Here is a 19,058-nt window from a genome sequence, read left to right as displayed (position 1 = left end):
GTGGAGTCTACATACAATTACTTAAATAATTTCTTAGCTGTAAATACCATCTTCTGTTGTACTTACTACAACCTTATTTTGAAGAGAAACTATTTTTACTTTTGATAGTTTGAACTGAGTTATCTAACTTTTGTATTGCAGCTTCTAGTTCTTCAATTTTTTTGTCTTTGGCATAATTTGAACCCCAGCCGCCAAAAATTATTAAAAATATTAAAAAGAACAATCTTCTATATTTTACTTTAAAGGCTGTTTCTAAATTTTTAACTTCACAAGAACAAGACATTACTTTCTCCACTTTCCTTAATCATTCCATATGAATAGCTTATTTCATAACTACGACAAAATGAGTCGCGTATTATATTTAATCGTAGAAGCTTAAATTTGCAGTTAAGGATTTTCAAAGTATCGAGCGGCAAATATAGCTAAGTAATTCAAATTAGCTAGGGTAGTTGAGATGCCTATATTTATATAAGATCTTTATTCAGTCTTAATACCATAGTGCCCCAATGATTTTATCATTCGCCTTATAACTCTGGCTTTTAGCTGCTCTGGTGCCTTTACAATAATGTGATCTGACAAACCCATGAGCCAATTCTCCAACTCCAAAGTATGAGCTAATTTAATAGAAACACTGACCCAATCATTTTGAGTAGTCGATTTAGACAAAGCATTTTCGTCACTAACTTTTTGGCTTTCATTAATGGCTGATTCTTGGAATAGATCTTTGACATAGCCTTTTACTTCGAGTTTTACATCAATTACCTCAGCATTTACTAATACACCCACAGCACCTGTTTGAGCATATTTTAAAGTGTCAAAGTCTGTATCGAATGTTTCAGTTAATAACTTGGCGCTATTAACTCGATGAAAAAGAATATGCCTCGGTTCTTTATAATCATAAAAGTAGCAAATAAGAACCAATTTAGTGTCTCTTATCAACATACCTAATGGTGAAATAAGATGAACAGAATCGGAACCACCGTAAGTTATCTCCAATTTTCTTTGTTCTAAAATCCCTTGGGTAATTAGCGATTTAATTCCAGCATCAATGTTTAATGGTTTAAAAGCTAAAACATGTGGCAAACTCGCAATTTTCGATGGCCATGAGTGTAATAACTCGGATCTCACCAATGTATCTTTTGATTTTTTAAAGATCGCATCAAGCTGAGAAAATACCTCTTTAGGAAAGTAATCTTCAAGGTGATGCTCAACTAGCTGAAGTGATAAAGCTTCCTCTGCAGAAATTGAAGGTAAGTAAATATCAGAACGCTTTCTTGAATAAGACCATTTGTACCCATCAGGTGAGTCTGAGCTTACTAACCCAAATAAATCAGCCACTTCAACTAAATCTCGCTCTACAGTTCGTTTTGTCACTGCAAAGCCTCTATCTTCAAGGCTTGACTGTAAAATTTTGGCCGTTGTCCATCTAGGAGTAATGGGGATGAGTTGCATCATATTAATAATGCGAGGGAGAGTCTTTCCTTTAGCCGTTGGCATCAACTTTGGGGCCTATCATAACTTAAACTTACCGACACATTATCATAAATCAAACAATAACAGCAGGTTAGCCTTCAGGTTAAAATAGTGTAATTGCACTATTTTATATATGAAAGCACTTTTATAGTAGAGTGCTTTGGGTTAATCTGCATGTAATTACGATGATAAGGAAGTTGTTTAAAAGCCTAGCAATCATGTTTTTAAGCCCTCAAGCTTCTCTAGCATCACATAAACATTCAGCAAGGAAACTTAATGAAATACGACCTTGAACAAGATCTATTAAAGAATAAAGCAATTAAAAATGACCATGGCTGGCAGGTTAACATCAATGACTATCAAATCGACTTTCTCTTAAAAGAGTTAGGTGAAGATGAACACCCCAAAGACATTAAAGAACTGCGAGCGCAATATAAAGATGAGTCAATCGCTTACTTGAATTTAGACCGTCGAGACTTTGATAGTAAGTTAGGTGTGTATACACCTTTAGATGACGACACGCTTGTTTCTGAGCCTCAAAACATTGAACAGTTAGTAGAAATTACTAATATGCTCATTAATGGACGTTCCGTAGAGTTATTAGTTTTCACTCTCAGAATGCCCGACTCAAATAATGCATGGGTGGGCTGCTTAAACTTGCTGCGTTGAGTAACTAAATGATCGATATTTAATAAAAACAACGATATTGCGACTTATTCTGTCGCAAGTATTTTATATTATTAGCATGTGTTGCTTCCGTGATGGGGCAGAAGAAAAAGTGTGAGAAACTTTTTCGTCATGGCCTACTTAATGTAGGCCTTTTTTAGAAAAACCATTAAGTTATAAAAAAGGAGCGCAAAGAAATCACGTGACCAATTATAACTTTATAAAGCGCAGCAAAAGGATTCCTCCAAAAGATTTAAAGCTAGTAAAACGACCCGATGGTGGCTTTCGAAAACACCCTTCAAACTTTTTTAAGCGAAATTGCTTAGATAAATTTGAATCTAAGGGCATTCAATATCTTGCTGATAAGTCAAACATAAAAATTGAGACCCTTAAGCAATTTATGGCAGGAAACTTATCTCTTGACTCTACACTTGCCAAAAAACTAGAAAAAGCCACAAAAGTTGGCGCTGCAACTTGGTTAGAACTACTACGTCAATATGATGGGTACATAAAAACATGCTAATTTAGGGTGTTATGCAAGGATAACCTGTTTCTAAAATTTAGAGGCTACGTTCAAAGTGCTATTTCAGTACAACCTAAAAAGTTGTACTTTGCAGTTTTAACTTTGGCTTTTTAACTATAGCTTTTATAAATATTACTCTAAGGTTGCAATATGAGCTCAAACCAGCTTTTAATTAAATCACTAGCTCTGGCTTCAAAATATCATGTGCAGCAAAAGCGAAAATCAGACGGCTCGCCCTATATTAATCATTTGATAGAAGTTGCAGCCCTGCTTACTGATATAGCAGGAGTTGATGACGACGACGAACTATGCGCCGCAATACTTCATGATATTTTAGAAGACACAGGCGTTACTACAGAAGAGGTTTATAAAACCTGTGGCCATCGTGTTCTGGAATTAGTAGAAGCTCTCTCAGACGACAAATCACTACGTTTAAAGGAACGAAGAGAAGAAACGCTCAGATTACTTCCAACTAAATCAAACTCGGTAAAGCGTATCAAATTAGCAGACTTGTGCTCTAATGCAGCTGCAATACCATCTAACTGGTCACTAGAGCGACAGTCAGAGTACTTTTTTTGGTTAGATCAGGTTGCTGATATATGTAAAGCATCTAGCCTTTCATTACATAATGAATACTTAAGAAGAAGGTCTAATTCTGTGTAGTGATAAGTCGTTTAAGATCACTAAAGCATTATATAAATTTTAATCGAAAATATTTATCTAAGAATAGTTTTCTTAACCGCCTCGTGACCGAAGGCGTTAAGCTTGCTGACGCTCTGTATTTTTAGTTCCTTATATCGCGTTGGCGATGGCAACCAAGGGGCGCATAGCGCCGAACGGCCCTTGGAACCCTTCGACGCCCCGCAACTTCACTTGTCTTCAAATACAAAATTAATATGAACGTAAACGCGATGTACGCACAACTTTCACATCCATGTACGCTCTCCAGTTCGGGTTCCCTACCCTCTCGTTCAAAACTACGTTATTCACCCATTTGCAAACATCGCTTTACTCGCATTGCCTAAAGGGGTTTAGGTACTTGGAATTTGTCGGGAACAAAATTCCGCCATGCGAGGTGATTACTCATTAATTATGTATTTTCAGGTGAGGTTGAAGGGGATAATTTCTTAGCATCGTCATTTTATTGCCCTACCGGCTAATACTTAACTCAAGCGTTTGTACTTAAATACTAGTAACTTAGTCGATTAATACTTGTAGCTGTACCGCATTTTAGTAAACTAACTGCACGCAAACAGGGAGTGGTTTTAATGCAGCAAATTGGTATTTACGAGCAGTTAATTACACAAGTAATTAAGCAAAACTTAAATCGTGATCAATTTTATGTGGGCGAACGCCAACTAGAATCGGCAGAGGCCGCAACATGGCTTTCACGCTTTTTGGGCAAGCTTGTTGAGCATGCAATAAATGCCATTCCTAACTCTAACGAGCGTTTGCAAGAGCAAATTGGCCTAGCTAATAGCCTTGTGCTATGGCTTAAAGATCATATTCGAGATGACGAGCTGATCAACGAAAACCTTATCGACAGCCAAGGCCGAATACTTACTGCGCTGTTTAATACCCAAAACCCCATTGCTGCAAACCTTAAAGATTACTCAAGCGATATATTCCCACTTACAGGGCTTACCCAAAGCGAATTATTTAGCGGTGCAAATGCAGGTATATCGCTCGAAACCGAGCTAAAGCGCGAGATTAAATCGTCCGACACTATTTACTGGCTTGTCTCATTTATCAAATGGACGGGGCTGCGCATTTTTAAAAATGAGCTTGAATCCTTTACCAAAAGCGGTAATAAACTCAAAGTAATTACTACTTCGTACATGGGTGCAACGGATGCTAAAGCCGTTGAGTTTTTAGCAAATCTACCAAACACCGAGGTAAAGCTAAGTTACAACAATCAGCAAGAGCGCTTACATGCAAAGTCATACTTGTTTATGCGTAATACAGGTTTTCATACCGGTTATATTGGTTCGTCTAACTTATCGCATTCGGCTCTTACCAGCGGCCTAGAGTGGAACTTAAAAATTACAGCGCAAGAAATCCCACACATAATAGCCAAAACCAAAAGTACGTTTGAAACCTACTGGCAATCGCCAGATTTCGAGCTATTTACAGGCAAAGCTGAATGTAAAGAAAAGCTAATAAATTCTCTTAATGAGCAACGCGGTGTTGGGCAATCAAGCAGCCAGTTTTATTTTGATATAACACCAAAAACACACCAGCTAGCTATTTTAGAAAAACTAAGCGTTGAACGTAGCGTACATAATCGTTTTAAAAACCTAGTGGTAGCCGCAACAGGCACGGGTAAAACCATTATATCGGCGTTCGACTTTAAAACCGTTTACGATAAAAACCCAAACGCACACTTTTTGTTTGTAGCCCACCGCGAAGAAATACTTAAACAAGCGCAAAGCGCTTACCGCGGCGTGCTTAAAAATAACGACTTTGGTGAGCTGTGGGTAGGTAACTACAAACCACAGCGCTACAACCAATTATTTGCATCAATCCAAACGCTGAACAGCCAAATTGAATCGCTCAATTTAACTCACGATTACTACGACTACATAGTAATAGACGAAGTACACCACGTAAGCGCAGCGAGTTATCGCGCTATATTAAATCACTTTGCGCCCACTATATTACTTGGCTTAACCGCTACACCAGAGCGACAAGATGGCGCAAATATACTCGATGACTTTTGCGGTGTAATAGCCGCCGAAATTCGCTTGCCAGAGGCAATAAACCAACGCCATTTATGCCCGTTTCAGTACTTTGGATTAGATGACGATACCGACCTAAGCCAAATAACATGGCGCGGCGGCCGTTACGATATAACCGAGCTAAGTAACCTTTATACAGGGGAGAACAGCCGCGCAAACAAAATTATATCCAGTCTTGCTGATATAGTGACTAATGTTCACAACATTAAAGCGTTGGCATTTTGCGTAAGTCAAAAACACGCAGAGTTTATGGCATCTAAGTTTAACTTAGCAGGCATAAACGCCGATGTACTCACCAGCAAAAACACCAATGAGCGCGCGGCCAAACAACAAGCGCTGCGCCAAGGCGAAATACAAATACTTTGCGTGGTTGATATTTTTAACGAAGGGGTCGATATTCCAGAGGTCGATACCTTACTATTTTTACGCCCAACTGAAAGCCTAACGCTGTTTTTGCAGCAACTCGGCCGTGGTTTGCGCCTGCCCGACAACAGCCAAAACAGTGCTGCACCGTACTCGATTTTGTAGGGAATGCTCGCCCAGAATACGATTTTGCTAGTAAATTTCGCGCGCTTATTGGTAAAAGCAACCAACCAGTAAAAACCGAGATTGAAAACAACTTCCCACATTTGCCGCTGGGCTGCCGTATAGAGCTACAAAAGCGCACACAACAAACAATATTAAAAAATATTCAGCAAGCCATAAACACTAAACGACGTTTACAACAGCTTATAAATAGCTACTCGCAACACACTAATGAGGCACTCACGCTAAGTAGCTTTTTACGCATAAACCCGCAAGTCACGCTTGAAGATATATACAAACCAAAAGATAAAAAGCTCGGCGGCTGGCACTGGTTAAAAGGCGATGAAGTACCAGTAGAACAAGCCGATGTTTATGCCGCATATTACCACGCCATAAACACCCAATTACTCGGCTGCGACTCACTCAGTTATCTATGCTTTTTGCGTGATTTATGTAATAACGATTTTAGCTTTACCCCAACACCACAAAACCAACAGTACGCGCTTATGGCGCATTACAACTTTTGGGATACCACAGGCACTAGTTTAGGGTTTAAAACGCTTGAACAAAGCTTACAGGCACTTAAACATAAAGAGCTACAGCAGGAACTTGCACAAGCAATTACGCTATTAATAAACCGCATACACCAGCAAGAAAGCGATTTAGCGTGCTTACCTAATCATGCAATAAAATTACACAGCCGCTACACGCGACAGCAAATACTCGCAGCATTTGGGGCGCACTCGTTTGATAAAAAATCAACCGCACGCGAAGGCGTTTTAGAATTTAAAAACCAAAACTTAGAGCTATTATTTGTAACACTCAACAAGTGTGAAAAAAACTACTCGCCCACCACGCTGTATCACGACTACGCAATCAGCCCTACCCTGTTCCATTGGCAAACGCAAAATAGCGCCCGCCCAGCACACGGCCGCGGCCTAAGCTATATTCAACACCAAAAAACAGGCAAAACCATCCTGTTATTTGTGCGTGAACAAGGCAAAGACGAAAACGGCAGAACCATGGGGTTTGTAAACTACGGCGAGGTTAAATACCAAGGTCACAATGGTAGCCAACCGATGAATATAACGTGGGAGTTAACCAGCCCCATGCCAAGCGAAATGTGGCATGAGGCAGGAAAGTTGGCGGTGGGTGATGGTTATTATGTTTGAAAAATAGGTTGATCATTATGATCCACATCTAAAGATCTGTAGAGCATTTTATGTATTTTCATGTGACTAGCCCTTTTTACTTCTCCTTTAGATATACTGCTCTGATCTATATATGACCACAAGAAAGTGTCAAGTGAACTCACTTTGATACCTATAACACCGACTTTATAGAGGCATTGAAGAATAATATATAAGACATCTTTTTCTTTCATATTCCTTCCCTCAAGGTACTGCCTCGAAGCTTTTACACAAGGATCTATATTATCTTCTTCACTCAATGCTCCAATTATTTCTGTTAACCTTTCAGCTGTTATTGAGCTACGGGTAAAGGTTTTAGGCAAGCCACGAATGATTTCAATCGTGTCCTCAAAAGATGGGTACATTTCCCCCCACTCTTCTTTCAAAGATTTTAACCTTTTTTCAGAATAATTAGCTTCGGCAGCAATTAAGGCTCTCCATGAAACTCTTTCGTTATCTTCGGCTATATTAAATGTTTCATTAACAAACTGAAGTACATCTCGGGGGCGTTTTAATGTCCTTTCTAAAATAAAGTCACTAGCAGTTTGCCCTCCACCTTTTTTTGGTTTAGGAAAAATATCTTCAAAGTTCACCCTTTCACCAGTATATTGGCTTTTAAATACTTCATTTATCCGTAAATTAATCAAATTTAATAACTCTGATTGAGTCCATTTTAATTCAAGGATATATGACTCATATTTCTCTTCTTGAAAACCTGAGTCCCTAGTTTTGTTAAATACCAACTCCAAAAGGTCCTTTCGAAGCGCAATAACAACCTTCACAGTTTCAAGCTTTCTAAAAGATTTTATTTCTTCGATTAATGCACGAATAAAACGACACCGTGTTTCAGTATTTGCCCAATTTTCATCCAGCTGATCAATAATTACATAAAACTTTCTCTGTTTATCCGAGAATGCATATTCAGCAAGTAAATCTAACACTTCATTAAGCTTTTTAATTTGAAGGCCATTTACTACCTGACTTGCTCTTTGTTTTATTTCAATTTTTTCTTGATCAGAGAGTTTTTTTACACCTTCAACATTTAGACCAACGCCTTGAAATTTTCCTCCAATGCTAGCTTTTGTATCTTCTTCTAACTTTAAGGTTATTTCTCTTAGGTGCTCATCTGTATCTAGCCAAAACTTATCTCCCCATTCATTAAAATACTCGAACGATTTTTTTCTTGCTTTATCTCTATGGAACCAAGTAAATATGCCATCTAAAAAATTTCTTCCATCCTGCTCATTTTTAATGTCATACCTTAACTTTAATATTTCTACAACTAATAAGTGTCGCCATAAAAGCTTATAAAATAAATCAAGTTTAATATCTAAAGCATCAAAAAATTGAATAATGTCTGAGTACTCAAGAAAGCGTACCGATACATCATTAGGATCTAACCGTGAACAATGGCTTGCTGTTTTTTCTATTCGATGCATTAAAGCACTCTTACCTGCGCCTGTCCTTCCTAAAACTATAGCCTCAGGCGCTTCAACATCTAATAAACGATCAAGATCGCCTTTGTCTACAAAACACTTATCTAGTAATTGATAATCAGTCTCCGCGTCTAACGCACCAACTTTCATATTTCTTGAGATTTTTAAGCGTTTATTAATCATTAATGATCCTTCTTATTCTGTGATTGATCCAATTATTTAATTATATTTTTTAAGCTCACTAACTCTTGATTAAACTAAAGCCTAAATTCATAAACACCAATCTACCAACACACTCCAATTCCCCGTGAGCACACCCGAAACTTTGTTAATGATGAGTAATTTACAGCATGGATGCTGTACAAAGCGTAGCTTGGCCATGGATAGCCTATCTACGCTGGTTACGTTCACACTATTAACGTAAGTTGAGGATACAGTGTGATCCTCGGGTGCGCCGTGGGTGACGAGTGACCGAAGCGAAGCTTCGCAGCACGAGGAAGTGGAAGCATGGATGCTGACAGGAACCCAGCTTCATGGACGAATTACCTCGTACAATCTCAAATACCGCCCTTTAGTTGCCATCGCCAACGCGATATAACCTCGAATAGAGGTTTTTAATACCCTAAACTCATACGCCAATTTATGAGCGCGAGATAAACTCCCGCCTACGGCACAACCTACAATTAAAAAGCGCGATATAAAATCGCACCTACATATTCAAAAGCTTCGCTTTTCGCGCGAGGTAAACTCACGCCTACAAGTTAAAGCGCGATATAAGATCACTTCTGAGTAATTATAATAATCTGCTAAATATTCTTCGCTATTAACTCAGCTTTCAACAAGCCACCCTTGGTCAGTAGCTTAGGCGCGAAACTTGGGTTACGTTTTGACTTATAAGCATCAAGTATTAACTTAAGGCCATGTGCTTCAAGTAGTGAAATATTTACCTCGGTATCCATCTCTGCTGATTCAATAAAATCATCAGAAAAGCTAGGGGCGATTATCAATACTTGTGCTACACGTTTACCCTGATTTTCAGCGCGGGTTACATAGGCTTTTACTTGGCGTGACGTTGTTGAATATTTTGCAAAATCACCATTTTTACAAGTTTTTGCTTCACCAATAATTATGTCGTTATCACTGAGAGAAATTACGATATCTGCTTTATCTTTGGTCGTATTTAAATCTTTACGTAAGTCTTCATCGATATTAAGTTCTAAAAGCTCAAAAATTGCCTTTGTAACTTCTTCAAACTTAACGCCAATGTCGGCTTCTGTTACATCTGCGCCAACATCTCTCAATGCATTAAAATCGCGTCGCGCTAATGCGTCATAATTCTCTATCAACTTGTCAGTTGCGTTAGCAAAGCTTTCTAAAATGGCGAAACGTGGATTACCTCGCTTAGATAGACCCATGCTATCGCGAACTTCTTTTACTTCATCGTTTGAAAGCAAATATAAAATATCGTGAGGAGTAATGCTCAGCGCACGCAACTTTTCGGTATCAATAACTTCGTTCGCTTCAAGTTCAAACGCTTCTTTAAGAACGGCCTGCATGGTTGGGAAATGTTCTTCTAGAGTTTTTAAAAGCTGTTTGAAGCCGCTTGCGCTTAGCGAATCAAACTCTTTTTCTGTAGCGCCTGATAGCGATGACAGTATTAAACCAATGCGTTCATCTAAAGTAGTTCCTAGTTTTTCTGTATCAATTTCTAAATCTTGTATCAGCTGCTTTAATCTTTCTTTACGTTGATTTTGGTTATCTTCAACGTTATGAATATCGTCTGATAATAATTTAGCTGCGCTAATTCCTGAATGTATAATTGTTTGAATTTTGTCAGTTCGGCTTACGCCTCTAATTTTACGACCGTGGGCTTTTAAGGCATTGGAAAGTTCGGCATCTGTTAGTGTTCTAAGTATTCTTAGCACGTATTTATCAGCTAAATCTTTCCCTTGGATCTCATTCAATAGCGTAACTATTTCATCAGGGATGAATACTTCTTGTCGCTTTTTGCTGATAAATAATAACCCCATATCTCTGAGGCTATTTAAGGCATCTAGCACTCCATTTTTAGGAATAACATCAACTAAATGCTCTACAGCAGCGCATTCATCAGTAGTTAAATTTAGCTCATCAGCTAGAACGTTAAGTACACTACGCTCATCATCAGTAACTTTAGCTTCGCGATTATTTTTTTCATCATTAAAATATGCTTCTTTCATACAAGCATGGTAAATTTTTAAAGCTCGGTTTCGCTCTAGAATACTTACGGCTGCGCCTTCCTGGATACACTCTTTGAGTTCTTTTGAAAGCTTAGATAACTCAACCCACTCTTTTTCATAAAGCGACTCTATCCAACTAATTCTTGCTACACCATTCCCGTCTCTACTTAAAATATTTACCAATAAATTAAGCTGGGCACTGCTCATCAATATTTGCTCTTGAACAGAGGTTTTGAAGAAATCACGAACAGTATTAAAAAGCTGAGTGATTTCACTACCTGAAGCATTTTTTATTTGGCCGTCGATATTATCGATAGTTTTAGCTAGTTTTTTATTATTTTTAGCGGCATCAGAACAAAGGCGATCGAGGCATGAAATGAATTTTGATTTTTCTACTTGATTAACAATTGATAAAACTTGATTGAGTTTCATATTAGAGTCCTTTCTCATTACGTTTCTATTAAAGTAACAGTAAATAAATATTAGAACAAATAATTGTTCATTTATCATTCATCTTGCGTTGGTTTGAAACTTGTAAAGCCTAAATTCGTAAACACCAATCTACCAACACACTCCAACTCCCCATGATCACACCTGGAACTTAGTTAATGATGAGTAATTTACAGCATGGATGCTGTAAAAAGCGTAGCTTGGCCATGGATGGCCTATCTACGCTGGTTACGTTCACATCATTAACGTAAGTTGAAGATACAGTGTGATCTCCGGGGCGCCGTGGGATTCCAAAGGGTGGACGGCGCTTTATCTTGGTAAAGAACACCCTTTGGTTGCCGCCAGTAATCTGGCAAAAACCTCGAATAGAGGTTATTAAATCCCTAAAGCTCTCACGCAAAATAGCTATATAAAAAGCTTCGCCTTTAACGCCAGCAAGCTGCACGTCTACACGTTAAAACGCGATATAAAATCGCGACTACAAAACCACTTGTTTAAAGCGTGCGAAGGTTCGCATACTTTCATCTGCAATCATTACTCCATAATCTGGGTTTTGAGCAATTAGCTCATATTGCCCATTAGGTAATTTATTAACTTTGCGCAGTAAATACTGCCCGTCTCCGCTTATATCGTCTCGCTCTATCGCGACAATTTGGCCGCGTAGCGATCCTGCTTTATCGGAGGTTATAAGCTCGAGTAGCAGTAAATCACCATCAAGTATTGGGTGTTTACCACCATTCATAGAGTTGCCCGATGCGCGTGCTAAAAAATGCACGTTTGGATCAAGCTTGCCTGCGCCAATTGGCGCGTCCATCAATTCCATATCGCTGCTATCGCCAGTTTTGAAATGCCCACAGGCAATTTTAATATTAGGGAAATAAGGTAGCTTTAATGCTTCATCAACTGATTTTAAACTAATGGCAGGTTCAGCGACTTGATTTAGCTCAGGCTGTGGTGCATTTGGAAACGTAAACAATTCTGCGGTGGGTTTTGCTTGTTCGAAATGGTCTTTATTGGCAATCCATAATTTAGCGCTGTTTGCTTGCGCTACTTGGTAAGCCCAATTGCTTACAGCGAGAGATTTATCGGCATCGCAATGAAAATAGGCACTTAGCTCATTACTAATAGTTTGGCTATTAACGACCAAATTTTGGTTTTGCCAGCGTTCACGGTGCTGCTGTGCGGCTAAAAAGTCGCGTTTGTTGTTATTACATGTGCGGTGCGCGGCCACAAAATTATGGCCAAGATCGTTTGCATAGCGGGCAAACGGTATAAAGTGATCAACCTCAACATCGTTTTTCATTGGCTTTTGGCAATAAAAACAGGTGTTTGATTGCAGCTCTACTAAAACAGGCTTTGCCTTGGTAAGTGCATTACGGTCTACCCCAAATAAAAACTCTTGCAGCTGACTTTGCGGGCCAATAAGGGCTTGGTTGTGCTTTATGCTTTGAATTTTTTGAAGCCACGCATTTTTAGCTAAATAAATCACTAGGTCGTAAAAGCGTCTAAAGCAGCTAGCAATGCCTGCATTTAATGTAATAAATTGAGTGCTGTTTGTGTGCGGGTACAAAAAGCATTCTTCTTGTTTGGCGAGAATTTGTAAGCGCCAAAGCGGCCCTGATTTTAGTGTTGCCATAGCAGCATTAAACGTGGGCTTATAAAACGGGCTGTGCTTAAGCTGGCGAAAGTTACGTATGTTGTTTTGCTGGCATTCAAACAATACGCTAATTACTTTTGATTGCGCGCCTGTATTTTGCTTAAGTAAGGCGCTTTCGCCCGTGTGCTCTGACGAAAACGGCATTGCATGATGCCAGTATAAGGTAATGAGTTTATCGGCAAGGGTTGGTAGCTCTATTACTAATTCACTTTGCTCAGATAACAGCGGTTGCTCTACGCATACATCGGCAATAGCGTGTAAAAGTGCAAACTTGTAGGTAGCGCTAAAATCGCCCTCAACCAACATGCGTTGAATATACGCAATAAAGTCGAGTTGTTGCTGCATTGCGCTAATCATAAAATGTGAGCAGCCTTTATTATGGCATTTAGCCACACTTCGCTTTCGCGCCCTGGGCGCTGATCAACACTTTGCCAGTGCTTAATTATGCTTAATTGCGTGTGTTGATTTAGCAAACTACTTAATAACTGCTCGGTTAAATCGGTAAATTCACGGCCATTATGTACACGCTCTTGCGTGCCATATTTAAACGATACATATAAAACGCCATTGGGTTTAAGCGCATTTTGCAGGTTTATAAACACCTGCGGTAACTCGGCCTTTGGCACATGTAACAAACTGGCGCAGCACCAAATACCGTCGTATTTATTAACACACTCAAGCTCTTGAAAGGTTTTAACCTCTACTGGTTGTTGTAAGTAATTACTGGCTAACTTTGCAAGCGCTGGGCTTGAATCAAAAGCCGACACACTAAACCCTTGGCTTTTAAAATAGGCGGCATCGCGAGCTGAGCCACAACCTGCATCTAGCACATGGCCATTTTGGGCAACATAAGGTAAAAACTCACGGTAAAGCGCCGACATATCAACATTAAGTGTTGAGTCGCTAAAGGTTTGTGCATTTTGGTTATAATAATTTAGTGTGGTATTGGGCACTGCTTATACCGCTCCTTGGCTTTTGCGAGTTTGCAACGTTAATGCTGCATTCATGTTTGTTTAATCTACAGGAACAAGCCGATAAATTAAAGAACTTATAAGTAGGTTTTTTTAGCTTAATACGCTGTTTGTATTGAATTTAGCAATAATTATCTCCTTAAAGCCTTAACCCTCACCTTTTTAGATACATTTTTTTACAACTTTAATGATTCCTTCACCATTATATTATTTTGCTAGGTTATACTGTTTTAATAACGTACAAAAAAAGCTTACCTCAGAGACTTAATGAATAAATTAATAACCTTATTATTGTGTGTGTTGTTTAGTACCTCTTGGGGTGTGTTTGCCTGCGAAAGAACGCTTAGCGTTGGCGCGCATGATGCTTTTTGGCCGCCGTATGTAATGGGCATTAGCGGCCAGTTACAGGGTAAAGAGGTGGATGCGTTAACTATTATTTTTAAAGACTCGCCTTTTTGTTTTGAAATAAAAATGCTGCCTAATTCTAAACGGGCTTTTACCGAGCTGCGCCATGGCCGAATAGACATAGGCTGGGCGGCAAGTTACACCAGTGAGCGCGCTAAATATGCTCATTTTACAAAGGCCTACCGCACCGAGGTAATGCGTTTATACGAAAACAAAAACAATCAGCATACGGTTAAAAACTTGGCTGATATTTTTAACCAAGGTTTAACCATAGGCGCTAACTTTGGTAGTTATTATGGCGAAGAGTTTGAGCAGTATAAAAAAAGCCATAAAAAACAAATAGAATACACCAGCGCAACCAGTAAGCGCTTTGAAATGCTTAATAAGCAGCGTATAGATTACGCAATAGAAGACGAGCTAGTAGGCAATTATTTAAGTAAGCGTGGTAACAGCTTAATGAAAGCGCCAACTATACCCGCTATTAATAAAGACCAAATACACTTAATGCTAAGCAAAAGAACAGTTACGCCTGATGAGGTTAAAATTATTAACGTGCATATAGATAAAAATAAAGCGGCCCTTAAGGCGCTGTTTGAATGAATGTTTTGAGCTGTACACGTGTATTTTTATTGGTGTGGGTAACGTGTTTGGGGTTATTTAGCGTTAAAGCCCAAGCATGCGATAAAACAATTAATGTAGGCACCAACGAGCGCTACTGGCCGCCGTATGTGGTACTAAAAAACAATACGTTAACGGGTGTTGAAATAGATATAATTAAAACCATTTTTAAAGACTCCCCTTTTTGTATAAATTTCACGTTATTACCTAACTCCTTACGCGCCTTAGAAGAGCTAAAACACGGCCGTGTAGATTTAATGTTTGCAGCAAGCAAAACCCGTGAGCGCCAAGCTTACGCCCACTTTAGTTTGCCTTATCGCGAAGAAGTAATGTTGTTGTATAAACATGCTGGCTCGGCAAATATTAGTTCGTTAGAGCAGTTATTTAAAAAAGGCTTAACAGCCGGCGTTAATCGCGGCAGCTTTTTAGGGCACACGTTTAAAACGTTAAGCGATAAATATAACAAGCAAATAGTACTTACCAGCGATGCCGATAAACGCTTTGCTTTATTAAATAAAAAGCGGGTAGATTTTGTAGTAGACGATTCGTTAGTGGCGCACCATTTTGCTAATAAATACACGGCTATTTTACCCGTTGAGCAAGTAGCGCCTATTAACGTAAATAATGTGCATTTTATGATGAGCAAAAAAACGATTACTTTAGAAGAAGTTAACACTATTAATGCGCATATTGTAAAAAATAAAGCGGCGCTTAAGGCGTTATTTAAGTAATAATACCAACCCACATTAATACTTAATCATTTTCAGGGGCTAAATGTGTCGCTATCTGCGTTAAAAAATTCTCATTTAGAACAACTAAATAGCGAATTTTTTGCCTTGCTATCAACACGTTTATCCATCCTCAAAATAGATCACTTAATTATGCGGATTGGTATAAAGGGGCGTTTTATGAAAATGTTACTGTTAGCGTTTATATTTTTGGTGGCGCAATTTAATGTACTGGCATGCACTAAAACATTAAAAATGGGCACCAACGAAACCAACTGGGCGCCCTATTTAATTAAACAAGGCAACGCCTTTGTAGGCGCAGAGGTAGATACGGTTAACGCTGTTTTTAACGATTCGCCTTTTTGTATTGAGTGGGTTTATTTTCCGAGCTTATCGCGGGTTCAGCAAGAGCTAAAAACAGGCCATATTGATATTACCTTTGCGGCAAGTTATACAAAAGAGCGCGCCGAGTACTCTTATTTTACTGATGTTTATCGCGATGAAGTTATGCTGCTTTATAAGCATAAAAACGCCAAAGATGTAATTAATTTGACGGCGCTTTTTGAACAAGGCTTTATTGTTGGCGTTAACAGAGGCAGCTTTTTTGGCGCTGAATTTGAAAAAATAAGAAAACACTACCCCAACCAAATAGTACTTACCGCAGATGCAAATACGCGCTTTGGTATGCTTAACAAAAAACGAGTTGATTACGTGATTGACGACTCTGTTGTCGCAAAATATTTTGCTAAGCGCTACAGCACCATTTTGCCGGTAAAAACGGCGCCAGCTATTAATGTTAATGGCGTACATTTTATGATGAGTAAACAGTCGGTCACGCTTGACGAAGTAGCTGTAATTAATGGCCTTATTAAAAATAATAAAGCGGCCATAGAGCGCATTTATAAACCCTATTAACCTACGGCTTTACACTTATATAGATTCATAACCTAACGTGCTGCCATTTTAGGTATGTATCTTTTACCTTTCATTACCATGGGGGGATCTGTATAATTCGCCAGCTAATTTACCCTATTGCTTGGTCTTGTTTGTGGCGTTTTGCTGCAGTTGGCCCCTGTCAGTACTCATTCTAGGACTAACTTTTTGATCTCCACCGCAAATATTACGATGCAGTTTGGCGCAGAGCCGTTATTTGAAAACATTTCAGCTAAATTTGGTAACGGTAACCGTTACGGTTTAATTGGCGCTAACGGCTGTGGTAAGTCGACCTTCATGAAAATTTTAAGCGGTGCGCTTGTGCCAAGTGCGGGTAATGTGTCGATTACGCCAGGGCTTAAAGTAGGTAACCTAAGCCAAGACCAGTTTGCGTTTGAACAATACAGCGTTGTAGATGCCGTAATTATGGGCGACGTAGAGCTTTGGAAAGTAAAGCAAGAGCGCGACCGTATTTACTCATTACCCGAAATGAGCGAAGAAGACGGCATGAAAGTAGCCAACCTTGAAAGCGTTTTTGCCGAAATGGACGGTTACACAGCCGAAAGCCGCGCTGAAGAAATACTATTAGAAGCGGGTATCGATAAAGAGTTTCATTATGGGTTAATGGCAAACGTTGCCCCAGGTTGGAAATTACGTGTGCTTTTAGCGCAGGCGCTGTTTGCAAACCCAGACATACTGCTACTTGATGAGCCAACCAATAACTTGGATATTCATACCATTACGTGGCTAGCTAATGAGCTTAATAAACGTAAATGCACCATGATTATTATTTCGCATGACCGCCACTTTTTAAATTCGGTATGTACTCACATGGCCGACATTGATTACGGTGAGCTGCGTATTTACCCAGGTAACTACGAAAAGTTTTTAGAAGCGGCGGGCTTACAGCGCGAGCAATTATTAGCCGAAAACGCTAAAAAGAGCGCCGAGATTGACGAGCTTCAAGACTTTGTTAACCGTTTTGGTGCTAACGCGTCTAAAGCTAAACAAGCCAGTTCGCGTGCTAAAAAAATGGATAAAATTAAGCTTGATGAAGTAAAAGCGTCAAGCCGTATGAGCCCATCATTAAGTTTTGACGAAGGCAAAAAAATGTACCGCCAAGCGCTTGAAGTTAATAAACTTGGCCACGGTTTTGATGGCGAAACATTATTTAGCGGCGGCGACTTTTTACTAGAAGCTGGCGCGAAGCTTGCGGTTATTGGCGAAAACGGTGTGGGTAAAACCACCTTTTTACGCTGTTTAGTAAACGAGCTTAAAAGTAATGAAGGCGAAATTAAGTGGTCAGAAAACGCTAGCTTTGGCTACTGCCCGCAAGACAGCACAAAAGATTTTGATAACGATTTAACGTTATTTGATTGGATGTCGCAATGGCGAACAGCCAAGCATAACGATTTAATGGTACGCGGCATGTTAGGGCGTTTGTTGTTTACCGCCGACGATTCAAACAAAAAAGCGCGTAACTGTTCTGGTGGTGAAAAAAACCGTTTGTTGTTTGGTAAGCTAATGATGCAAGACGTAAACGTACTTGTAATGGACGAGCCAACCAACCACATGGATATGGAAGCCATTGAAGCGCTAAACAATGCACTTAAAGATTTTGCGGGTACGCTTATTTTTGTAAGCCACGACCGCGAGTTTGTATCGTCTTTAGCAACACGTATTATTGATATTAAGGACAAGCAGGTCATTGATTTTCAAGGTACGTTTGACGAATACCTAGCAAGTATAGAAGAGAAAAAAATCGCTTAAGTTGTAGCAGCGATTTTATATCGCGTCTGTTTTAGGTATAAGTTTTTAGGTTTAAGCTTTTAGGTTTCAAAAACTAAAAATAAAGCCTAAACTATTTTAAAAAGGTGCTGTTTAGCGCCTTTTTTTATGGGTGTATGAATATGCGGGCGCGCATTGTTTTAGCCATAATAAGCTAAACCCTGCTCTGTAGACGCACAGCTTGCTGGCGTTTTAAAAGCAACGCTTTTACCTAAGTGTAACCACCTTTTCCAAAGCCATGAGAAGCTACGTTTCTAACGTGAGCAAGCTCAACGTCTACAAGTCAAACTAACGCCGGAGCTAACCTCTACCTTGTAGACGCACAGCTTGCTGGCGTTTAAAAGCAACGCTTTTACCTAAGTGTTACCACCTTTGCTAAGGCCATGAGAAGCTGCGCTTCTAACGTGAGCAAGCTCAACGACTACAAGTCAAACTAACGCCGGAGCTAAGCCCAATCCTGTAGACGCACAGCTTGCTGGCGTCTTAAAAGCAACGCTTTTACCTAAGTGTAACAACCTTTGCTAAAGCCATGAGAAGCTGCGCTTCTAACGTGAGCAAGCTCAACGTCTACAAGTCAAATTAACGCCGGAGCTAAGCCCAATCCTGTAGACGCACAGCTTGCTGGCGTTTAAAAGCAACGCTTTTACCTAAGTGTTACCATCTTTGCTAAGGCCATGAGAAGCTGCGCTTCTAACGTGAGCAAGCTCAACGACTACAAGTCAAACTAACGCCGGAGCT

13 protein-coding genes and 1 pseudogene are annotated in these 19,058 nt (G+C 39.4%); 8 read left to right on the top strand and 6 right to left on the bottom strand.

Features of this window, described 5'->3' with window-relative positions; all coding sequences use genetic code 11:
- Positions 1 to 73 precede the first annotated feature (73 nt).
- Together MTF68_RS03835 and MTF68_RS03830 are read right to left on the bottom strand one after the other, a co-directional pair.
- Positions 74 to 283: a hypothetical protein gene (locus MTF68_RS03835; RefSeq protein WP_154945711.1), complete on the bottom strand. Its 210-nt coding sequence runs from the start codon at positions 281 to 283 to the stop codon at positions 74 to 76.
- Between the two features lie 194 nt (positions 284 to 477).
- Positions 478 to 1,497 carry a WYL domain-containing protein gene (locus MTF68_RS03830; RefSeq protein ID WP_248461711.1) on the bottom strand — a complete coding sequence of 340 codons (1,020 nt, stop codon included), beginning with the start codon at positions 1,495 to 1,497 and terminating at the stop codon, positions 478 to 480.
- A gap of 252 nt (positions 1,498 to 1,749) precedes the next feature.
- Here MTF68_RS03830 and MTF68_RS03825 point away from each other — a divergent pair, with 252 nt between their 5' ends.
- The 4 genes and pseudogenes from MTF68_RS03825 to MTF68_RS03810 all read left to right on the top strand — a co-directional run bounded on the left by MTF68_RS03825 (position 1,750) and on the right by MTF68_RS03810 (position 7,097).
- Positions 1,750 to 2,142 carry a DNA recombination/repair protein RecA gene (locus MTF68_RS03825; RefSeq protein ID WP_154945709.1) on the top strand — a complete coding sequence of 131 codons (393 nt, stop codon included), beginning with the start codon at positions 1,750 to 1,752 and terminating at the stop codon, positions 2,140 to 2,142.
- 199 nt (positions 2,143 to 2,341) lie between these two features.
- On the top strand, positions 2,342 to 2,662 hold the full coding sequence (locus MTF68_RS03820) for a hypothetical protein (protein WP_248461710.1): 321 nt from the start codon (positions 2,342 to 2,344) through the stop codon (positions 2,660 to 2,662).
- 150 nt (positions 2,663 to 2,812) lie between these two features.
- Complete coding sequence (locus MTF68_RS03815; protein WP_248461709.1) at positions 2,813 to 3,325, top strand: HD domain-containing protein; 513 nt, start codon at positions 2,813 to 2,815, stop codon at positions 3,323 to 3,325.
- A 605-nt stretch (positions 3,326 to 3,930) separates the two neighbouring features.
- A pseudogene (locus MTF68_RS03810) lies at positions 3,931 to 7,097 on the top strand (DUF3427 domain-containing protein).
- Here the strand turns inward: MTF68_RS03810 and MTF68_RS03805 are convergent.
- The 4 genes from MTF68_RS03805 to MTF68_RS03790 all read right to left on the bottom strand — a co-directional run bounded on the left by MTF68_RS03805 (position 7,088) and on the right by MTF68_RS03790 (position 13,830).
- Positions 7,088 to 8,734, bottom strand: a complete 1,647-nt coding sequence (locus tag MTF68_RS03805; RefSeq protein WP_248461708.1) for a hypothetical protein — start codon at positions 8,732 to 8,734, stop codon at positions 7,088 to 7,090. The pseudogene MTF68_RS03810 and the gene MTF68_RS03805 overlap by 10 nt on opposite strands.
- Positions 8,735 to 9,357: 623 nt before the next feature.
- The gene (locus MTF68_RS03800; protein WP_055254370.1) at positions 9,358 to 11,202 is read right to left on the bottom strand and encodes a hypothetical protein; all 1,845 of its coding nucleotides are present in this window, start codon (positions 11,200 to 11,202) and stop codon (positions 9,358 to 9,360) included.
- Positions 11,203 to 11,698: 496 nt separating this feature from the next.
- Positions 11,699 to 13,234: an HNH endonuclease gene (locus MTF68_RS03795; RefSeq protein ID WP_248461707.1), complete on the bottom strand. Its 1,536-nt coding sequence runs from the start codon at positions 13,232 to 13,234 to the stop codon at positions 11,699 to 11,701.
- Positions 13,231 to 13,830, bottom strand: a complete 600-nt coding sequence (locus MTF68_RS03790; protein WP_248461706.1) for a class I SAM-dependent methyltransferase — start codon at positions 13,828 to 13,830, stop codon at positions 13,231 to 13,233. Before MTF68_RS03790 ends, MTF68_RS03795 begins: the two co-directional genes overlap by 4 nt.
- Positions 13,831 to 14,115: 285 nt before the next feature.
- Between MTF68_RS03790 and MTF68_RS03785 the strand changes: the two genes are divergently transcribed.
- The 4 genes from MTF68_RS03785 (at position 14,116) to MTF68_RS03770 (ending at position 18,302) form a co-directional block, all read left to right on the top strand.
- Positions 14,116 to 14,853 (top strand): transporter substrate-binding domain-containing protein, encoded by a 738-nt coding sequence (locus MTF68_RS03785; RefSeq protein ID WP_248461705.1) that lies wholly within the window; start codon positions 14,116 to 14,118, stop codon positions 14,851 to 14,853.
- On the top strand, positions 14,850 to 15,602 hold the full coding sequence (locus tag MTF68_RS03780) for a transporter substrate-binding domain-containing protein (protein ID WP_248461704.1): 753 nt from the start codon (positions 14,850 to 14,852) through the stop codon (positions 15,600 to 15,602). Before MTF68_RS03785 ends, MTF68_RS03780 begins: the two co-directional genes overlap by 4 nt.
- Before the next feature lie 177 nt (positions 15,603 to 15,779).
- Positions 15,780 to 16,514, top strand: a complete 735-nt coding sequence (locus tag MTF68_RS03775) for a transporter substrate-binding domain-containing protein (protein ID WP_248461703.1) — start codon at positions 15,780 to 15,782, stop codon at positions 16,512 to 16,514.
- A gap of 186 nt (positions 16,515 to 16,700) precedes the next feature.
- Positions 16,701 to 18,302 (top strand): ABC-F family ATPase, encoded by a 1,602-nt coding sequence (locus MTF68_RS03770; RefSeq protein WP_282448191.1) that lies wholly within the window; start codon positions 16,701 to 16,703, stop codon positions 18,300 to 18,302.
- Positions 18,303 to 19,058: the final 756 nt, after the last annotated feature.

The sequence above is a fragment of the Pseudoalteromonas sp. 2CM37A genome, from assembly GCF_023161885.1.
Lineage (GTDB): Bacteria > Pseudomonadota > Gammaproteobacteria > Enterobacterales > Alteromonadaceae > Pseudoalteromonas > Pseudoalteromonas atlantica.
The sequence above is the reverse complement of the archived record's forward strand: the minus strand, read 5'-3'. Positions and strand labels throughout refer to the sequence as shown.